The sequence below is a fragment of the Haloechinothrix halophila YIM 93223 genome, from assembly GCF_000504245.1.
Classification (GTDB): Bacteria; Actinomycetota; Actinomycetes; order Mycobacteriales; family Pseudonocardiaceae; genus Haloechinothrix_A; species Haloechinothrix_A halophila.
This window is the reverse complement of the sequence record NZ_KI632509.1, coordinates 3,427,460-3,443,324: the sequence shown is the minus strand read 5'-3', so window position 1 is coordinate 3,443,324 and position 15,865 is coordinate 3,427,460. Positions and strand designations below refer to the sequence as shown.

The following is a 15,865-nucleotide window of genomic DNA, read 5'->3' as shown; positions in this document are numbered from 1 at the left end:
CACACGGCGTCTGGAACGGGGAACACGACGTCAGGCGGCGCGGCCGGGAACTCCCGTGGCGCCGAGCACCGTGCGGCCGAGGGCGGTGATCCGCGCGGGGACACGCTCGCCGCGCTTACCGGACACCGTCGGCTCGATCCAGCCGAGCCTGGCGAGCCGGTGCACGGTGGACTGATCGCAGCAGGCGAGACCGTCGACGAACAAGTCGGGCTCGCTGCTGCACGTGATCTCCGCCTTGCCGAGCGCGACGGCGCGCAAGGTGGCTCGTTCGCGGTGATTCAGTTCTTCCTGACTGCCCAACACGACGCTGTAGTCCCTCTCTCCTGCTCGACCGCCGCGCCACCCGCGCCGGTGGCGCTTTCGTGACGGTCTCCGCGAGGTTGTGTCGCCCTGTGAAGTTCCGTTGTTACGTGGGAGTCCTTCCCCCGCCAACTATGACGCGATTCACAGTCTGTGATGACACAACGACGCCACTGGCATCAGTGAGACCAGCGCCGCACGACAGACGACCGGCCACAGCGGCTCCGGCGTCGCACCGCGGTCCACCGGAGCGAGCGCTATCGCGTCACACCATGTCGCGGGGCACCGTGCGGTCCCAGTTGTACGACGCCACACGGGTGTTGCCCTCGTAGGCGTCCAGCTCGGCGCGCAGGTGGAAGTCCGTGGCGGACGACGTCAGGACCGTGCGGGTAGTGGTGGACACCTTCCAGTCGCCGCGTTCGAAACCAACCGTCCAGTCCGTCTCGCCCATCACCGAGCCGAAGTCGTCACCCACCCAGCTGTAGCGCTCGAACGCACGCCGGGTGACGGTGAGATCGATGTCGTCGAATCGCACCGCGCCGAGGTCCTTGACCACTTCCAGCGCGGAACGGTAGTCAACCAGGTCCCGGGTGACGGTCCAGCGTTCCTCGCCGGGCCGCATCTGCGTGACCGAGATCGGTTCGGCGCCTTCCGGCTCGTCGAATGGATGCAGCGACACCTCGTCCGACTCGTTCACCGGCCGGACCGGCAGCAGCACCCGGCTGGTGCCGCCGAACACCGACAGCCGCACCGGCTCCGGTGGCGGCCACGCCAGCGGCCAGTACGACGTCGAGATGGCCACCCGCAGGCGGTGGCCAGGCGGCAGCGCCTGTGCCATCGCGTTCAGCTGCACGCTCACCTGGTAGCGCTCGCCGGGGGCAAGCGGCTTCGGGTTGGCGTGGTCGTCGCGGTGGGTGAGGTTCAGCAGGCCGTAGCTGATGCGGGTGGCTCTGCCGTCCGGGGCGACGTCGGACAGCCGTATCGCCACCATCGCCACCGGTTCGGTGGCCGCGACGTCGAGCTCCACCACCGGGGTGCCCAGTAGTTCACACCGTTCGGTGAACTCGTCGGTGTCGAACACCAGCGAGCCGCCGTCCTCCTCGCGCTGGTCGTACGGCAGGTCGGGCGGCGCGTTGTAGGAGCACCACTTGCCCGCGTACTGCCCGACCGACAGCGGCGATTCGATCGTCAGCTCCTCGCTTTCGACCTCCTCGCCGGGCTTGGCGATGCGGTTGCGATGCAGCTGCCGTGCCTCGGTGTGGACGTGCGGGGACGGCCAGTTCGGTTCGCCGACCCACCGGCCGGGCCGTTCCTCGTAGGCGGTGAACGGCGGCACCGTCTCCTGCATCCAGATGCGCAGCATCGGCTCGTCCATGATGCCGGTGTCGATGTCCTTGAGCCAGTGGTCCCACCAGCGCACCAGCTCCTGCAGGAACCCGATCGCCGGGCCGGGTTCACCCAGGTGCGGGTACTTGTGCGACCACGGACCGACCAGGCCCTTGCGCGGCACGGTGAGATTCTCCAGCAGCCGGAACACCGCGTTGGTGTAGCCGTCCGCCCAGCCACTGACCGCGAGGACGGGGCACTGCACGCCCGCGAAGTCCTCGCAGATCGAGCCGTGCTGCCAGTACTCGTCGCGGCGCTGGTGGATCAGCCACTCCTCCAGCCACAGGCCGCTGCGCGCGAGCCGTTTGAGCCACATGTCCCGCCAGCGGTCGCCGACCACGGCTGGGTCGGGCGGGCAGGAGTTGTAGGCGAACATCGTCGACGCCCAGGACAGGTTGTCCGACAGCAGACACCCACCCATGTAGTGGACGTCGTCGGCGTAGCGGTCGTCGGTGGAGCTGACCGTGACGATCGCGTCGAGGCCTGGCGGTCGGCGCGCGGCGACCTGCAGCGCGTTGAAGCCGCCCCACGAGATCCCCATCATCCCGGCGCGACCGGTGCACCACGGCTGCTTCGCCAGCCAGGCGAGGACGTCCTCGGCGTCGGCGAGTTCCTCCTCGAGGTACTCGTCGGTGAGCACACCCTCGGAGTCGCCGCTGCCGCGTAGATCGACGCGCACGCAGGCGTAGCCGTGCCCGGCGAGGTAGGGGTGATGGATCGAGTCGCGGCGTGCGGTCAGGTCACGCTGCCGGTACGGGATGATCTCCAGGATCGCGGGCACTGGCTCGAGTTCGGAGGACGCGGGGCGCCAGATCCGGGCGGCGAGCCGCGTCCCGTCGGACATCGGCACCCAGACATGCTCCTCCTCGCGGACAGCGTGTGGCAATGATGTCACCGTCCGCATGGACCAACTCCTCGGCACGTGTGATCAAGATGAGCCGTCTGCGTCATACCCGATCACGGGGCTGCCAAACACGATCTTAGTGTACGTCTTCGATCTCAAACAGCAGCGCGGCGACGACGTGGTCGAACTTGGTGACCAGATCCGCCTCATCGTCGGCTCCCATGTAGACGCTGGCCAGCTGGTAGCTGTAGGTGTCCTGCCGGTGCAGCTCGGAGAGCCGATCACCCTCGGCGACGGTGAGCTCGATGGTGGTGCCCGGCACGATGTGCTGGATCGCGGCGAGCTCCTCGTGGGTGGGCACCTGCCGCACCACCCCGTCGTCGAACCGCCGCACGAACCACTTCGCCGCGGCCCCATAGCGGCCTTTGCGGTGCGGGAAGTCCGGGTCGCGGCCGAGTGCGAGCCGCAGCATCGCTTCGTGGTTGGCCATGCCGTCGACGTCGGCGAACAGTTCCGCGTGGGACTGGGAGTGCCGTGGGTTGATCTCTAGCAGGTTGATCGCGTCGGTGCCGGGGTCCCAGAAGAACTCGACGTTGAACGTCATGCGCTCCAGCCCGATCGCGTTGACGACCGTGCGGGTCAGCTCGGAGACCCGCTCGATGATCTCCGCGGGCAGCGTGGACGGATATTGGTAGCGCAGGAAGCTGGGGCTGTTCTCGTAATTGACCGAATCGACGACGCCGTAGACGACGATCTCGCCCTGATAGCGGTAGCCCTCGACGGTGAGCTGCCTGCCGATGATCGCCTCTTCTGCCAGGCAGCTGCGCCCGCCCGCGGCTTCGATCTCCGGGGGCAGCTCGACGTGTTCCAGCAGCGCCTCGAACGGCTTGCCGACCCAGCCGATGCCCTCGTTGATTTTGGCGAGCGCGTCGCGGAAGGTGTCCAGGTCGTTGACACCGAAGGCCAGTTCGGACGCGAACGACTTGACCGGCTTGACCCACAGCGGGAACCGCACGTTCTCCGGCGGCTCGGTGTCCGTCGCGGGGTCGACGAGGCCGAACTGCGGGATCGCGTCGGTCACCCGCTGCTGCACCAGCCTGCTCCAGTACTTGTGCTCGCACATGACGACTTCCTCGATGCTGGCTGTCGGCAGACCGTAGCGGCTGCGCAGCAACGGGAGCATGGTGCTGACCGGGAAGTCCCAGAAGCCGATGATCGCGTCGATGCTGCCGTCGAAGGCGTCGAGCTGGCGTTGCGCTGAGGTGAGGACGTCGCGGAACGAGATCCGCTCGCCCCAGATTTCCTCGAAGGACAGCAATGGGTGGAAGGTGCAACCGTCCGCGGAGGGCATGTTCTCCAGGATGCGCTGGTTGTGCTCGTCGTGGCCGAGGACGAAGACGTTCGTTGTCATGGCGGCTCCTTGTGTCACCGAAGTCGTCGCCGATGGGTAGGAGTTCGTAACGGTGACCCACCGGTCTTGATCGGGTATCGGACGCGCCGACGACGCGGCGCCGCCGTCGCTCAGGTCACGTCATCGATCTCGAACGGGAGGGCGGCGAGGACCTGGTCGTACTTCGAACTCACATCGGACTCGTCGGCCCCGCCGATGTAGACATTGGCGAGCATATAGCTGTAGGCGTCCTGGTGCTGTAGTTCGGAGAGCCGGTCGCCTTCGGCCACGGTGAGTTCGATGGTGGTGCCTGGCACGATGTGCTGGATCGCCTCGATCTCTTCCTGGGTGGGCACCCGGCGGACGACGCCGTCGTGGAACCGCCGCAGGTACCACTTGGCCGCGGCGCCGTAGCGGCCTTTGCGGTAGGGGAAGTCCGGATCCTGGCCGAGTGCGAGCCGGAGCATGGCTTCGTGGTTGGGCATGCCGTCGACGTCGGCGAACAGTTCCGCGTGGGACTGCGAGTGCCGGGGGTTGATTTCGAGCAGCCCGATGGCGTCGGTTCCGGGGTCCCAGAAGTACTCGATGTTGAACGTCATGCCTTCGAGCCCGATCGCACTGACGATGCGGCGGGAGAGGTCGGTCAGCCGGTCCACCACTGCTTCCGGCAGCGATGAGGGGTATTGGTAGCGCAGGAAGCTGGGGCTGTTGTCGTAGTTGATCGAGTCGATGACGCCGTAGATGACGACCTCACCCTTGTACCGGTAGCCCTCGACGGTGAGCTGTTGGCCGAACAGTGCCTCCTCAGCCAGGCAGGCCTGCCCGCCTGCTGCCTGGATCTCCGGCGGCAGATCGACATACTCCAGCAGGGCATCGAACGGCTTGCCGACCCACCCGATGCCGTCCCTGATCTCCGCGAGTGCCGCCTGGTATGCCTCGGGATCGGCGACGCCGAAGGCGAGCACGGAGCCGAAGGACTTCACCGGCTTGATCCACATCGGGAACCGAACGTCATCCGGCAGATCGCCCGAGTCAGGGTCGACCAGGGCGAACGGCGGAACGACCTCGTCGATCACCTGTCGCTGCAGCCGCCTGCTCCAGTACTTGTGCTCGCACATGACGACTTCTTCGAGGCTGGCTGTCGGCAGCCCGTAGCGGCTGCGCAACAGCGGAAGCAGTGAGCTGACGGGGAAGTCCCAGAAGCCGACGATCGCGTCGATCGAGCCGTCGAAGCTGTCGAGCTGGCGTTGGGCCGAGGTCAGCACGTCTCCGAAGGAGATCTCCTCACCCCAGATCTCCTCGAAGGACAGCAGCGGGTGGAACACGCAGTGCTCCGCGGACGGCATGGCTTCCAGCACCTGCTGATTGTGATCGTCGTGACCGAGGACGAAGACGTTGGTGGGCATGACGGCTCCTTCGCTACGAGCGCAAGTAATACATGGGAATACCCAGGGGTGAGCCTCGGCACACGTGAGCCCTGTTCTGTATCGATCCCGTCCGTGGGTCGCAGACATGTGGCGGCTGCCGCACACTGGGACGCGTGGGCCGGTTGGTGCGAATATCGGTGCGGATCGACGGGGTGGTGCAGGGGGTCGGCTTCCGCCCGTTCGTGTATGGCCTCGCCACCCGTCTGGGGCTGTCCGGTCACGTCGGCAACGACGCGTCCGGTGTGTTCGCCGAGGTGGAGGGTGACGCGGCGGCGACGGAGAAGTTCCTGCGTGCTGTCGCGGCCGAGGCTCCGCCGCTGGCCGTCGTCGACGATGTGCGGTCACGCGAGATCGCGCCGACCGGCGATGCCGGTTTCGCCATCGTGCCGAGTTCGCGTGACAGCGACGCGAGCACGCTGATTTCGGCGGACAGCGCCACCTGTGCGGACTGCCTGCGCGAGATGGCCGACCCCGCCGACCGCCGCTACCGGTACCCCTTCATCAACTGCACCAACTGCGGTCCCCGGTTCACCATCGTTCGCGGCGTGCCGTACGACCGGCCGCTGACGACGATGGCCGGGTTCGCGATGTGCGAGGCGTGCTCGGCCGAGTATCACGACCCCGCCGACCGACGGTTCCACGCGCAGCCGGTGTGCTGCCCGGCGTGCGGGCCGAGGCTGCGGTTGGATGCGTTCGCGGACGGCGACGTCGCTGGCGACCCGCTCACGGCGGCGGCACGGCTGCTGCGCCAGGGCAACGTGCTCGCGATCAAGGGACTCGGCGGGTTCCACCTCGCGACGGACGCCACCCACGCCACGGCCTCGGCGACGCTGCGTGCCCGCAAGCACCGCGAGGACAAGCCGTTCGCGGTGATGGTGGCCGACCTGGCCGCCGCGAGGGAACTGTGCGAGGTGAGCGATGTCGACGCGGAGCTGTTGACCAGCCGTCGACGTCCGATCGTGCTGCTGCCGAAGCGGCCAGGAACACCGATCGCGGCCGCCGTCGCGCCAGGCAACCGGCGGCTCGGGGTGATGCTGCCGTACACACCGCTGCACCAGCTGCTGCTCGCCGCCGTTGGCCGTCCGATCGTGCTGACCAGTGGCAACGTGTCCGACGAGCCGATCGTGTACCGCGACGAGGACGTCGTCGCGCGGCTAGGCACGATCGCGGACGCGGTGCTCACCCACGATCGGCCGATCCATATCCGTACCGACGACTCGGTCGTGCGCGGCTTCAGGGGCACGGCGCAGGTGCAGCGCCGCTCGCGGGGCTACGTGCCGGAGGCGGTGCCACTTCAGTTCGACGTCGGCAGGCATGTCCTGGCGTGCGGGGCCGAGCTGAAGAACACGTTCTGTGTGGCCAAGGGGCGGCATGCGTTCCTGTCGCATCACATCGGCGACCTGGAGAACGTCGAGACCCTGCGCTCGTTCACCGAGGGCATCGAGCATTTCCGCGCGCTGTTCGACGTCCAGCCCGAGGTCGTGGCCTACGACCTGCACCCGGAGTACCTGTCCACCAAATACGCGCTCGATCTGTCCGATGTGGAGCTGATCGGGGTGCAGCACCACCACGCCCATATCGCCTCGTGTCTCGCGGACAACGGGGAGTCGGGGCCCGTGCTCGGCGTCGCGTTCGACGGCACCGGCTACGGCACTGACGGCACGATCTGGGGCGGGGAGTTCCTGCTCGCGGACCTGACGTCGTTCCGGCGGCTGGGCTTGGTCGACTCGGTGCCGATGCCAGGCGGGGCGGCGGCGATCCGGCAGCCGTGGCGGATGGCGGCGGCGTACCTGGACCGGGCGTACGGCGACGACGTGCCGGAGTTGGACGTGGTGACGCGCAACGCGGCGGACTGGCGTGCGGTGCGCTCCCTGGCGCGGAGTGGGGTGAACGCGCCGCCGACGTCGAGCGCTGGCCGGTTGTTCGACGCCGTCGCCGCGCTGCTCGGGGTGCGCGACGCGATCAACTACGAGGGCCAGGCGGCGATCGAGCTGGAACAGTTCGCCGATCCTGCTGAGCGCGGGGCGTACGAGGCCGCCGTTGTGGGGGACGAGCGGGCCGCGCGGGGTGGGCATGAGGCCGCCGTGGTGGGGGATGAGCGGCTGCGGGTGTCCGGCGTTGACCTTGTGCGGGCGTGTGCCGGGGACCTGCGCGCGGGCATCGCTCCCGCGGTCGTCGCCGCGCGGTTCCACAACGGCATCGCCGACGTCATCGCGCGGGTGTGCCACACGTTGCGGACATCGACCGGCGTCGGCACCGTGGCGTTATCCGGTGGGGTGTTCCAGAACCTGCTGCTGCTCGGTGCGACGGTGGACGCGCTGGAACGACGGGATTTCCGGGTGCTGATCCATTCCCGGGTGCCGACGAACGACGGAGGGATCAGCCTCGGTCAGACGGTGATCGCGGCGCACCAGCAGGCTGGTGCTGGCGCGCCGCGAAGTTGATGGGTCCGCGCCACCAGCCGCTGCCGCGGCGCCGATGTGCCGTGCCCTCAGCAGATGCGGGGGAGCGGGTCCCCGACCAGCAGGTCCATGATCCGAGTGCCGCCGAACGCGGTGTTGAGCAGCACCATGCCGGGCGGGTCGTCTCCGATGCGGCCGATGACCGCGGCCTCCGCGCCGAGCGGGTGGGCGCGCAACGCCGCGAGCGCGTCGTCGGCTTGCTCGCCGTCCACGATCGCCACCAGACGTCCTTCGCAGGCCACGTACAGCGGGTCGATGCCAAGCAGCTCGCTCGCGCCACGGACCTCGGTGCGCACCGGTACGGCGTCCTCGTGCACGGTCACCGACACGTCGGCGGCGCGAGCGACCTCGTTGAGGATCGTGGCCACGCCGCCACGCGTGGCATCGCGCATCGCCCGCACACCCGGCACGGCGTCCAGTAGCGATGCGACCAGCCCGTTCAACGGCGCGGTGTCGGACTCCAGATCCGCCTCGATGTCCAGCTCGCCGCGCTCCAGCATGATCGTGATGCCGTGCTCGCCGACCGGTCCGGACACCAGCACCACGTCGCCCGGCCGCGCGGTAGCTACCCCCAGCTCGCGGGAGTGCTCGTACCTGCCGACGCCCGCGGTGTTGATGTAGCACCCGTCGGCCTTGCCGCGCTGCACCACCTTGGTGTCGCCGGTGACGATCCGGATGCCAGCCGCATCGGCCGCCGCGGCCATCGACGTCACGACGCGGCGCAGGTCCTCGACCGGGAAGCCCTCCTCAAGGATGAACCCCGCCGTGAGATGCAGCGGCCGGGCGCCCGCGACGGCGAGGTCGTTGACGGTGCCGTTCACGGCGAGGTCACCGATACAGCCACCGGGGAAGAACAACGGCGACACCACGTACGAGTCGGTCGTCAGCGCCATCCTGCCCGCGTCGACCGGAAACGACGCGCTGTCCTCGAGCGGCTCGAGCAGCGGGTTGCGGAAGGCGTCCAGGAACACCGCTTCGACCAGCGTCTGTGTCGCCTTCCCGCCGGACCCGTGGGCGAGGGTGATGCGCTCCTCGCGGACCTTCGGTTTGCGGCGGCGTGCCTTGTCGATGCGGTCGAGGACCTGCTGCTCGCGGTCGGTGGGCCGGTCGGTGCGGGTCGACACCCGTTCAGACGTGCTCATGGGCGCTGACCTCCCGTACCCGGGTGCGGGTGAAGCGGCCGTAGTTGTAGTAGGCGGCGCAGGCGCCCTCGGGCGAGACCATGCAGGTGCCGATCGGTGTCTCCGGGGTGCAGGCGGTGCCGAACACCTTGCACTCCCACGGCTTGAGCACGCCCTTGAGCACCTCGCCGCACTGGCACGCCTTCGGGTCGGCCACCCGCACGCCCGGCATGTCGAAGATCCGCTCGGCGTCGAACTCAGCGTAGGACTCCTTCATCCGCATGGCCGAGTGGGAGATGAACCCGAGGCCACGCCACTCGAAGTACGGCCGCAGCTCCATGACCTCGTGGATCGCTTTGAGGGCGACGGTGTTGCCCTGCCACGGCACCACCCGGGCGTACTGGTTCTCCACCTCGCACCGGCCTTCGGTGAGCTGCAGCATCAGCTGGTAGATCGACTGCAGGATGTCCAGCGGCTCGAACCCGGAGACGACCACCGGTTTGTCGTAGTCGCGGGCGATGAACTCGTACGGGCGGCAGCCGATGACGGTGGATACGTGACCGGGGCCGATGAAGCCGTCCAACCGTAGGTCGGGGGAATCGAGGATCGCCTTGATCGCCGGGATGATCGTGACGTGGTTGCAGAACACCGAGAAGTTCTCGATGCCATCGGCCGCCGCGCGGAGCACCGTCATCGCGGTCGACGGGGTGGTGGTCTCGAACCCGATCGCCATGAACACCACGTGGGTGTCCGGGTTCTGCTTGGCGATCTTCAAGGAGTCCAGCGGGGAGTACACCATGCGGATGTTGGTGCCCTCCGCGTTGGAGTCGAAGAAGTTCCCGCCTGATCCGGGTACTCGCATCATGTCGCCGAACGACGTCATCAGGACGTCGGGTTGCCTGGCGATGTGGATGGCGTCGTCGACCCGCCCCATCGGGATGACACAGACCGGGCAGCCGGGTCCGTGGACCAGCTGGATGTTCTCCGGCAGGTAGTCCTCGAGCCCGTGTTTGTAGATCGTGTGGGTGTGCCCGCCGCAGACCTCCATGAACTTGTAGTGCCGGTCCGGCTCACACAAGCTGGTGATCTTGGCCGACAGCGCGCGGGCCTTCTCGGCGTCGCGGAACTCGTCGACGAAACGCATCGCGCCTCCTCCTCACTCGATCCGCGAGTCGCGCAGCGCGGCCAGCTCGTCCTCATAGGACTGGCCGAGTCCCGCCAGGTAGTCAAGCTCGGCCGCCGCCTGGGCCTCGTCGATCTTCGAAAGCGCGAAGCCGACGTGGATGAGCACCCAATCACCCTGCACCGGCGGATCGTCGGTGAGCAGGCCGATGTTGATCTTGCGCTTTACCCCGCTGACCGCGACCTTCGCCAGGTCAGGACGTTCCTCGTCCACCTCGATGACCTCACCGGGAATGCCGAGGCACATCGCGTGTCACCTCCATGGCCGAGGGGCCGGCGATGCCGAGCCGCTGCCCGCCGAGCCACTATGTGTTGAAGTCCTATACCTCCTGCGACCGTACGACTGTTGGCCGAGTCACACAATGTGGCGACGAGAACCGCGCCGAGTGGCTGCGCCCGTCCCGGGCGGCGCGCAGCCACGTCGGAGACGGTCAGCAGCGCACCACGGCGCACTGCAATGCCGTCGGCTGAGTGTTGGCGATCAGTGCGGAGAACCGGCTTGGCATCAGCGCCAGCGTCAGCACGGCGATCGACATGAACCAGTGCTGCAGCACCATGTGCAGGAAGACGCCACCGGGGATCGGCAGCACCTGCGACGGGTTCATCGGCACGGTCATCAGCTTCTCGTACATCGGGGTGAACATGCCGTTGAGTAGCCAGCCGATGGTCAGGATCAGCAGCAGGACAGCCGCTATACGTGCCGCGGCTGACTTCCTGGTCAGCAGGTTGAGCCGGTGCGGATCGACCGCCAGCAGGATCGCGGCGAGCGCGACGATCGGCGACAAGAAGCTGATCAAGCTGGTGTAGCTGGAGAATGCGGTCGGCGAGTCGACGATTCCGTTGAAGTAGCTTGCCGGGCCCGCGGCGACCCAGCCGATGATGTAGGAAACGCCCGCGATCAAGGCGAGCACTTGGAACACTCGCCACCCGGCCCCGACCTGCTCGTGCTTGTCGGCGGAGATACCCCGTGATTCAGCACTGTTCGTCATCGCTGCCTCCTTTCCGGTGTTGTGGTGCGGTGTCCGACGCCGGTGCCGGTTCATCCGGTCCGACGACGCGGCTCAACCCGGTCGCGTGGGCGACGCGGTCAGCGCCGGGGAGGTGGCCCGTGCGAATGACTCGGTGCGCGGTGTAGCCGAGGATGATCAGCGTCAGCGGCAGGCCCCAGATGGCCAGTTCCGCGCGCCCGGTGAGTAGGGGAACCAGTACGGGTGCGACACCGATCAGCAGGCCGACGGCGGTATTGGCGATCGTGCAGAAGGTGCAGCGAACGCGTCCGCTCGCGAGGTGGTTTTCGCCCGTGCGGTGGGCATCCGAACGGTGCGTCATTCTCGGGTTCGGTGAACGTTGTCCCTGCCACGTGTGTGCCATAGGTCACCTCACGTGTGATAACGCTACTTTTGGGTGACTGAGAAGTCACTAGATGTGCTGATCATATAGCCGGAGGGACGATCGCACGGCGAGTTGGCTACGACGGGGCTATGCTGCGGCCAACGTCTGACATCCGATCGGCGCAAAGGGCTGATCCATGCGAGTGGCATTCGTCGGTAAGGGTGGTGCGGGCAAGTCCGCGATCGCCGGGGTGCTCGCGCGGCTGCTCGCGCGCGGCGGCGAGGACGTGCTCGCCGTGGACTCCGACCCGATGCCAGGTCTGTCGGTCTCGCTCGGCCTCGGCGTCGTCGACGCGGCCATCCCAGCGGACGCCGTGACGGAGCAGGCCGATGGCGAGCCGGGACCCCGCTTCCGGCTGCGGCAGGGGCTGACCGCGACGGCGGCGCTGGATCGCTACGCGCTGCCAGCGCCGGACGGCGTCCGGTTCTTGCAGTTCGGCAAGGCCCGTGCGTCCGGTGCGCCGCTGATGCGCTCGCAGTGGGCATTCCGGCAGATCCTGGACGGCCTGCCATCGGAGTCACCGACGATCATCGGTGACCTGCCCGGCGGCACCCGACAACCCTTCTTCGGCTGGGCTGGATACGCCGACACCGTGATCGTGGTGGTGCCGCCGACATCGGCGGGGTTGCTCTCGGCCCGCAGACTGGCGAAGCTCGCCACGACGGATGCCGCGCCACGCCGACTCGTCGCCGTGGTCAGTCAGGCACGCGACGACGGTGACGCCGAACGGGTGCGACAGCGCACCGGCCTCGACGTACTCGGCAGCGTGCCGTGGGACGACCAGGTGCTCACCGCCGAGCGCGATGGCCACTCGGTACTCGACGTCGCACCTGACTCCCCGGTCGTAGCGGCCGTGACCGAGCTCGGGGACCGGCTCGCGGCGCACACGCACACAGCACAGGCAGCACTCGCGGATTCTCGAGGTGGACCATGAAGCTGGCAGTGGTCGGCAAGGGCGGGGTCGGCAAGACGACGACAGCCGCCGTGCTCGCGCGCACGCTCGCACGCGGCGGCGCCCCGGTCGTCGCGCTTGACTGCGACACCAACCCCAACCTCGGCATTTCACTCGGCATCGGTGATGACGAGACCGAGCGGCTCATCGGGCTGCGGCAGTCCCTCGACGACGGCACGCAGGAGCACGCGCCGAGCTGGAACTCGCTGGTCGACGTCTTCGGCAGCGACGCGCCGGACGGCGTGCGGCTTGCCGTGGTCAGTGCCATCGACAAGCCGGAGCCCGGCTGCCCGTGCTGCGGGCTGTCGCCGGAGCAGCTGCTGCGCACGGTGGGATTCGACGAGCAGACCGTCATCGCTGACTTCGAGGCAGGCACCGGCACGCTCACCCGGCTGGAGGAGGGCGCGGTGGACGTCGTCCTGCTGGTGGTCCTGCCGACCGCGAAGTCGGTCGAGGTCGCTCGGCGGGCGGCCGAGTTGGTGGCCGAGAAGCGGCTCGGCAGGCTGGTGGTGCTCGGCAACCAGGTCCGCGACGAGGCCGACCGCGCGCTGATCACCGCCGCGTTCGGTGACGCCGACGTCGTGTGCGTGCCGTATGACGAGCGCATCGCCGAGGCCGACCGGCACGGGCTCGCCGCGTTCGACGTGGCCCCAGACGCCGATGGGGTGCGGGCCATCGCCGCGCTGGCTGGCACCCTGACCGCCCCGGCGTAACGGGCTACCTGGGTCGTGAGTGCTGATCAGGGTTAGAACGCTGATAGCCACTCACGACGCGACGGCGCTGCGCGCCTCGAGCGCGTCGACCAGCGCGTCCACCGCCCGCGGCACGCCACCGAGCGCGACACCGGCACGGTCGGCGGCCGACACCGTGTCGTCGTAAGGCAGTACGCCAAGCAGCGGGACGTCGAACTCGCCGCACAACGCGCTGAAGAACTCCTCGTCGTCCTGCCGGGCTTTGTTGCCGACGCCGAACACCAGCGGGATGCCCAGCTCGGCGGCGAGTGCCTGGGTACGGGCCGCGGTGATCACCGACTTGCGGCTCGGCTCCATGACGACGAGCAGCACATCGGCGTAGGCCAGCGTGCCGCCGGAGCGGCTCAGGTGCTCCAGTCCCGCCTCCATGTCGACCAGCGTCACCGCAGCCTGTTCCGCCATCACCTCGCCGAGCAGGCTGCGCACGCTGGCGTGCCCGGCACAGGTGCAGCCCGCGCCCGCGTCGGTCACCTTGATCGCCGACATGAGCGTCACACCGGACGGCGTCGCGACACCGTAGTCGCGCACCACGTCCGCCGCGGTGGCTGTGCCCCCAGAGTTCCCAGAGCCCCCCGAGCCCACGATCAACGACCGGGGCAGCACCGGCACAGTGTCGGTCCGTTGCTGGTCGAGGCCGAGCGAGACGCCGAGATTCGGGTTCGAGTCGGTGTCGATGGCGAGAACCCGTCGCCCGCGCGCCGCGAACGCCCGCGCGAGCAGGGCGCTCACCGTTGTCTTGCCGACGCCGCCTTTGCCGACCACGCCCAGTTTCATGACCAGCTCCTTCGTGTTGTCCCCACGCTGCGCCAGTCGCAGAATGAGGCCAACGATAGGACGGCGGCCGCGGGTAAGCCAGCGGGCGAGCCCCGGCCGGCCACGAAGGGTGCACCATGCGCATCGGCATCGCAGGCAAGGGTGGGGTCGGCAAGACCACCATCGCGGCCACCGTGGCCCGGCTGGCCGCGCGTGCTGGCGCGCGAGTGATCGCCATCGACGCGGACTCGAATCCCAATCTCGCGGTCGCGTTGGGGCACGATCGGATGAAGGAGCAGCGGCCGCTGCCCGCTTCGCTGGTGTCGAAGCGGCTCGATGGGCTTGCGCTGACAGACACCGTGGACAGCGTGCTCACCGCGCACGGAATCACCGGGCCCGACGGGGTCGTGATGCTCACGATGGGCGGGCCTGCCCACGCGGGGGAAGGCTGCCTGTGCTCGGCGCACGCCACCGTGGGCGCGCTGCTCGCTGACCTCGGCAGCGGCCTCGGCGGTCTGGCCGCGGACAATGCAGCCAGCCCTGAGGTACTGACGGTGGTCGACATGGAGGCATCGCCGGAGCAGCTCAGCAGGGGCACGGTGCGCAATGTCGACGTCCTGCTGCTGGTCGCGGAGCCGTACTTCCGCTCGCTGGAGACGGTGCGCAGGCTGGCGCCGCTCGCCATGGAACTGTCCATCGCTCGCATCGGCGTGATCGCGAACAAGCTGCGGTCCGAGTCGGATGGCGATGCGGTGGCCGAGTTCTGCGAGCGACACCGGCTGACGCGGCTGGCCAGCGTGCCCTACGACGACGCGGTGGCGCGGGCGGACTTGGCAGGCAGCCCGCTGCTGGACGTCGCGCCGGACAGCCCGGTGGTGGCCGCCGTTGGTGAGCTGGTCGCACAGCTGCGCACGGTGGACGCGCCGCAGGGCTGAGCCGCACGCGGCGGGCACTGGGGTCCGGCCTCGCCGCGCGCCGCCGATCTCAGCCGCGTTGCCGGGCCGCGGCTTCGGCCTTCTCGGCGAGCGGGCCGAGGACGGCGTCGATCTCGCGCAGCCGCTCGTTGATGCGGATCACCGACGGCTCGATCGCGGCGGTCTGCGATTCCACCGCGCGCACGCCGAACGCGACTTTGCCCAGGTAGGTCGACACCACTCGCAACTTGCGGCCGATCAGGATCAGATACACCGCGAGCACGCCGACGACCAGCGCGATCTCGATGACGGTGAGGGTCACCAGCAGCGCGGTCATGGCACACCCCCTTCCGGGTCGCTCGCTGTGCCGCCGCCCACCGGACCACCCGCCGATGGCTGGGCGCTGCGGCCATCCCCGCCGCCGCTGAGCAGCGCGTCATGCCGCAGCGCCTCGGCTTTGATCCGGTCGAGTTGATCGCCGGTCGAGCCGAGCTGCCAGGACGTCGCCGTGTTGCGGGCGAGGGTGGTCGCGGTGTCCCACAACGTGATGACGTTGCGCTCGACCTTGTCGACCGCGTTGAGCAGCAACTGCAGCAGGACCACTACCACGACGGCGACCACGAGCCCGATGCCGAGCGTGATCCACCAGATCGCCTGGATGTCGTCCGCGAGTGCGCGTGTCATCGCCCGCCTCCCAGCGCGTGCCTCGCCTCGGTGGCGCCCGCGAGGATGTCCGTGGCCGCCGTTCTAGTCGCCTCGAGTTGCCAGAGCGCTTCGGTGCGCTGCTGGGCCAGCCGGAGCGCGTCGGTGGCGTCCTCGGCGACGGCGGCGATCCGCCGTACGGTCAGGATGATCAGGATCAGCAGGGCCGCGACCAGCAGCACCACGACGGCCCCGATCACGTATCCCACCCACCAGCCAGTCAGATGTTCAGCCGCGAGGGTCATATCGCACCTCGTCTTCGCGCATTGTCTTCACACGCCGCTGTCC

Annotated in this window: 17 protein-coding genes; 4 read left to right on the top strand and 13 right to left on the bottom strand. The window is 68.6% G+C overall.

Annotated features, from left to right (window positions below):
• Positions 1–30 precede the first annotated feature (30 nt).
• From AMYHA_RS15820 to AMYHA_RS15805, 4 genes are all read right to left on the bottom strand, one after another.
• Complete coding sequence (locus AMYHA_RS15820; RefSeq protein WP_034277492.1) at positions 31–300, bottom strand: hypothetical protein; 270 nt, start codon at positions 298–300, stop codon at positions 31–33.
• 265 nt (positions 301–565) lie between these two features.
• The gene (locus AMYHA_RS15815; protein WP_034272114.1) at positions 566–2,590 is read right to left on the bottom strand and encodes a CocE/NonD family hydrolase; all 2,025 of its coding nucleotides are present in this window, start codon (positions 2,588–2,590) and stop codon (positions 566–568) included.
• A gap of 76 nt (positions 2,591–2,666) precedes the next feature.
• Positions 2,667–3,941 carry an ATP-grasp domain-containing protein gene (locus AMYHA_RS15810; RefSeq protein ID WP_034272111.1) on the bottom strand — a complete coding sequence of 425 codons (1,275 nt, stop codon included), beginning with the start codon at positions 3,939–3,941 and terminating at the stop codon, positions 2,667–2,669.
• A 110-nt stretch (positions 3,942–4,051) separates the two neighbouring features.
• Positions 4,052–5,326 (bottom strand): ATP-grasp domain-containing protein, encoded by a 1,275-nt coding sequence (locus AMYHA_RS15805; RefSeq protein ID WP_034272107.1) that lies wholly within the window; start codon positions 5,324–5,326, stop codon positions 4,052–4,054.
• A 134-nt stretch (positions 5,327–5,460) separates the two neighbouring features.
• Here AMYHA_RS15805 and hypF point away from each other — a divergent pair, with 134 nt between their 5' ends.
• The gene (hypF, locus tag AMYHA_RS15800; RefSeq protein ID WP_231104777.1) at positions 5,461–7,791 is read left to right on the top strand and encodes a carbamoyltransferase HypF; all 2,331 of its coding nucleotides are present in this window, start codon (positions 5,461–5,463) and stop codon (positions 7,789–7,791) included.
• A 47-nt stretch (positions 7,792–7,838) separates the two neighbouring features.
• Here the strand turns inward: hypF and hypE are convergent, their stop codons facing one another.
• The 5 genes from hypE to AMYHA_RS15775 form a co-directional block, all read right to left on the bottom strand.
• Positions 7,839–8,951 carry a hydrogenase expression/formation protein HypE gene (gene hypE, locus AMYHA_RS15795; protein WP_084037284.1) on the bottom strand — a complete coding sequence of 371 codons (1,113 nt, stop codon included), beginning with the start codon at positions 8,949–8,951 and terminating at the stop codon, positions 7,839–7,841.
• Positions 8,938–10,074 carry a hydrogenase formation protein HypD gene (hypD, locus tag AMYHA_RS15790; protein ID WP_034272105.1) on the bottom strand — a complete coding sequence of 379 codons (1,137 nt, stop codon included), beginning with the start codon at positions 10,072–10,074 and terminating at the stop codon, positions 8,938–8,940. The genes hypE and hypD overlap by 14 nt, the downstream gene beginning before the upstream one ends.
• Before the next feature lie 12 nt (positions 10,075–10,086).
• Positions 10,087–10,359: a HypC/HybG/HupF family hydrogenase formation chaperone gene (locus AMYHA_RS15785; RefSeq protein ID WP_034272102.1), complete on the bottom strand. Its 273-nt coding sequence runs from the start codon at positions 10,357–10,359 to the stop codon at positions 10,087–10,089.
• Between the two features lie 184 nt (positions 10,360–10,543).
• Positions 10,544–11,101: a hypothetical protein gene (locus tag AMYHA_RS15780; protein WP_034272101.1), complete on the bottom strand. Its 558-nt coding sequence runs from the start codon at positions 11,099–11,101 to the stop codon at positions 10,544–10,546.
• Complete coding sequence (locus AMYHA_RS15775; protein WP_034272099.1) at positions 11,085–11,441, bottom strand: hypothetical protein; 357 nt, start codon at positions 11,439–11,441, stop codon at positions 11,085–11,087. Before AMYHA_RS15775 ends, AMYHA_RS15780 begins: the two co-directional genes overlap by 17 nt.
• 199 nt (positions 11,442–11,640) lie before the next feature.
• Here AMYHA_RS15775 and AMYHA_RS15770 point away from each other — a divergent pair, with 199 nt between their 5' ends.
• Together AMYHA_RS15770 and AMYHA_RS15765 are read left to right on the top strand one after the other, a co-directional pair.
• On the top strand, positions 11,641–12,438 hold the full coding sequence (locus AMYHA_RS15770; RefSeq protein ID WP_084037282.1) for a nucleotide-binding protein: 798 nt from the start codon (positions 11,641–11,643) through the stop codon (positions 12,436–12,438).
• The gene (locus AMYHA_RS15765) at positions 12,435–13,169 is read left to right on the top strand and encodes a nucleotide-binding protein (RefSeq protein WP_034272094.1); all 735 of its coding nucleotides are present in this window, start codon (positions 12,435–12,437) and stop codon (positions 13,167–13,169) included. The genes AMYHA_RS15770 and AMYHA_RS15765 overlap by 4 nt, the downstream gene beginning before the upstream one ends.
• 51 nt (positions 13,170–13,220) lie before the next feature.
• Here the strand turns inward: AMYHA_RS15765 and AMYHA_RS15760 are convergent, their stop codons facing one another.
• Entirely contained in the window at positions 13,221–13,982 is a 762-nt protein-coding gene (locus AMYHA_RS15760; RefSeq protein ID WP_034272091.1) for a nucleotide-binding protein, read from the bottom strand.
• A gap of 116 nt (positions 13,983–14,098) precedes the next feature.
• Between AMYHA_RS15760 and AMYHA_RS15755 the strand changes: the two genes are divergently transcribed.
• Positions 14,099–14,896 carry an ATP-binding protein gene (locus AMYHA_RS15755; RefSeq protein WP_034272087.1) on the top strand — a complete coding sequence of 266 codons (798 nt, stop codon included), beginning with the start codon at positions 14,099–14,101 and terminating at the stop codon, positions 14,894–14,896.
• A 49-nt stretch (positions 14,897–14,945) separates the two neighbouring features.
• Here AMYHA_RS15755 and AMYHA_RS15750 read toward each other — a convergent pair whose 3' ends face one another.
• Genes AMYHA_RS15750 through AMYHA_RS15740 form a run of 3 tightly spaced genes read right to left on the bottom strand, consistent with a single transcriptional unit; the run spans position 14,946 to position 15,822 of the window.
• Positions 14,946–15,212 (bottom strand): hypothetical protein, encoded by a 267-nt coding sequence (locus tag AMYHA_RS15750; protein ID WP_034272083.1) that lies wholly within the window; start codon positions 15,210–15,212, stop codon positions 14,946–14,948.
• Positions 15,209–15,559: a hypothetical protein gene (locus AMYHA_RS15745; protein WP_051399979.1), complete on the bottom strand. Its 351-nt coding sequence runs from the start codon at positions 15,557–15,559 to the stop codon at positions 15,209–15,211. Before AMYHA_RS15745 ends, AMYHA_RS15750 begins: the two co-directional genes overlap by 4 nt.
• Complete coding sequence (locus AMYHA_RS15740) at positions 15,556–15,822, bottom strand: hypothetical protein (protein WP_034272081.1); 267 nt, start codon at positions 15,820–15,822, stop codon at positions 15,556–15,558. The genes AMYHA_RS15745 and AMYHA_RS15740 overlap by 4 nt, the downstream gene beginning before the upstream one ends.
• Positions 15,823–15,865 lie beyond the last annotated feature (43 nt).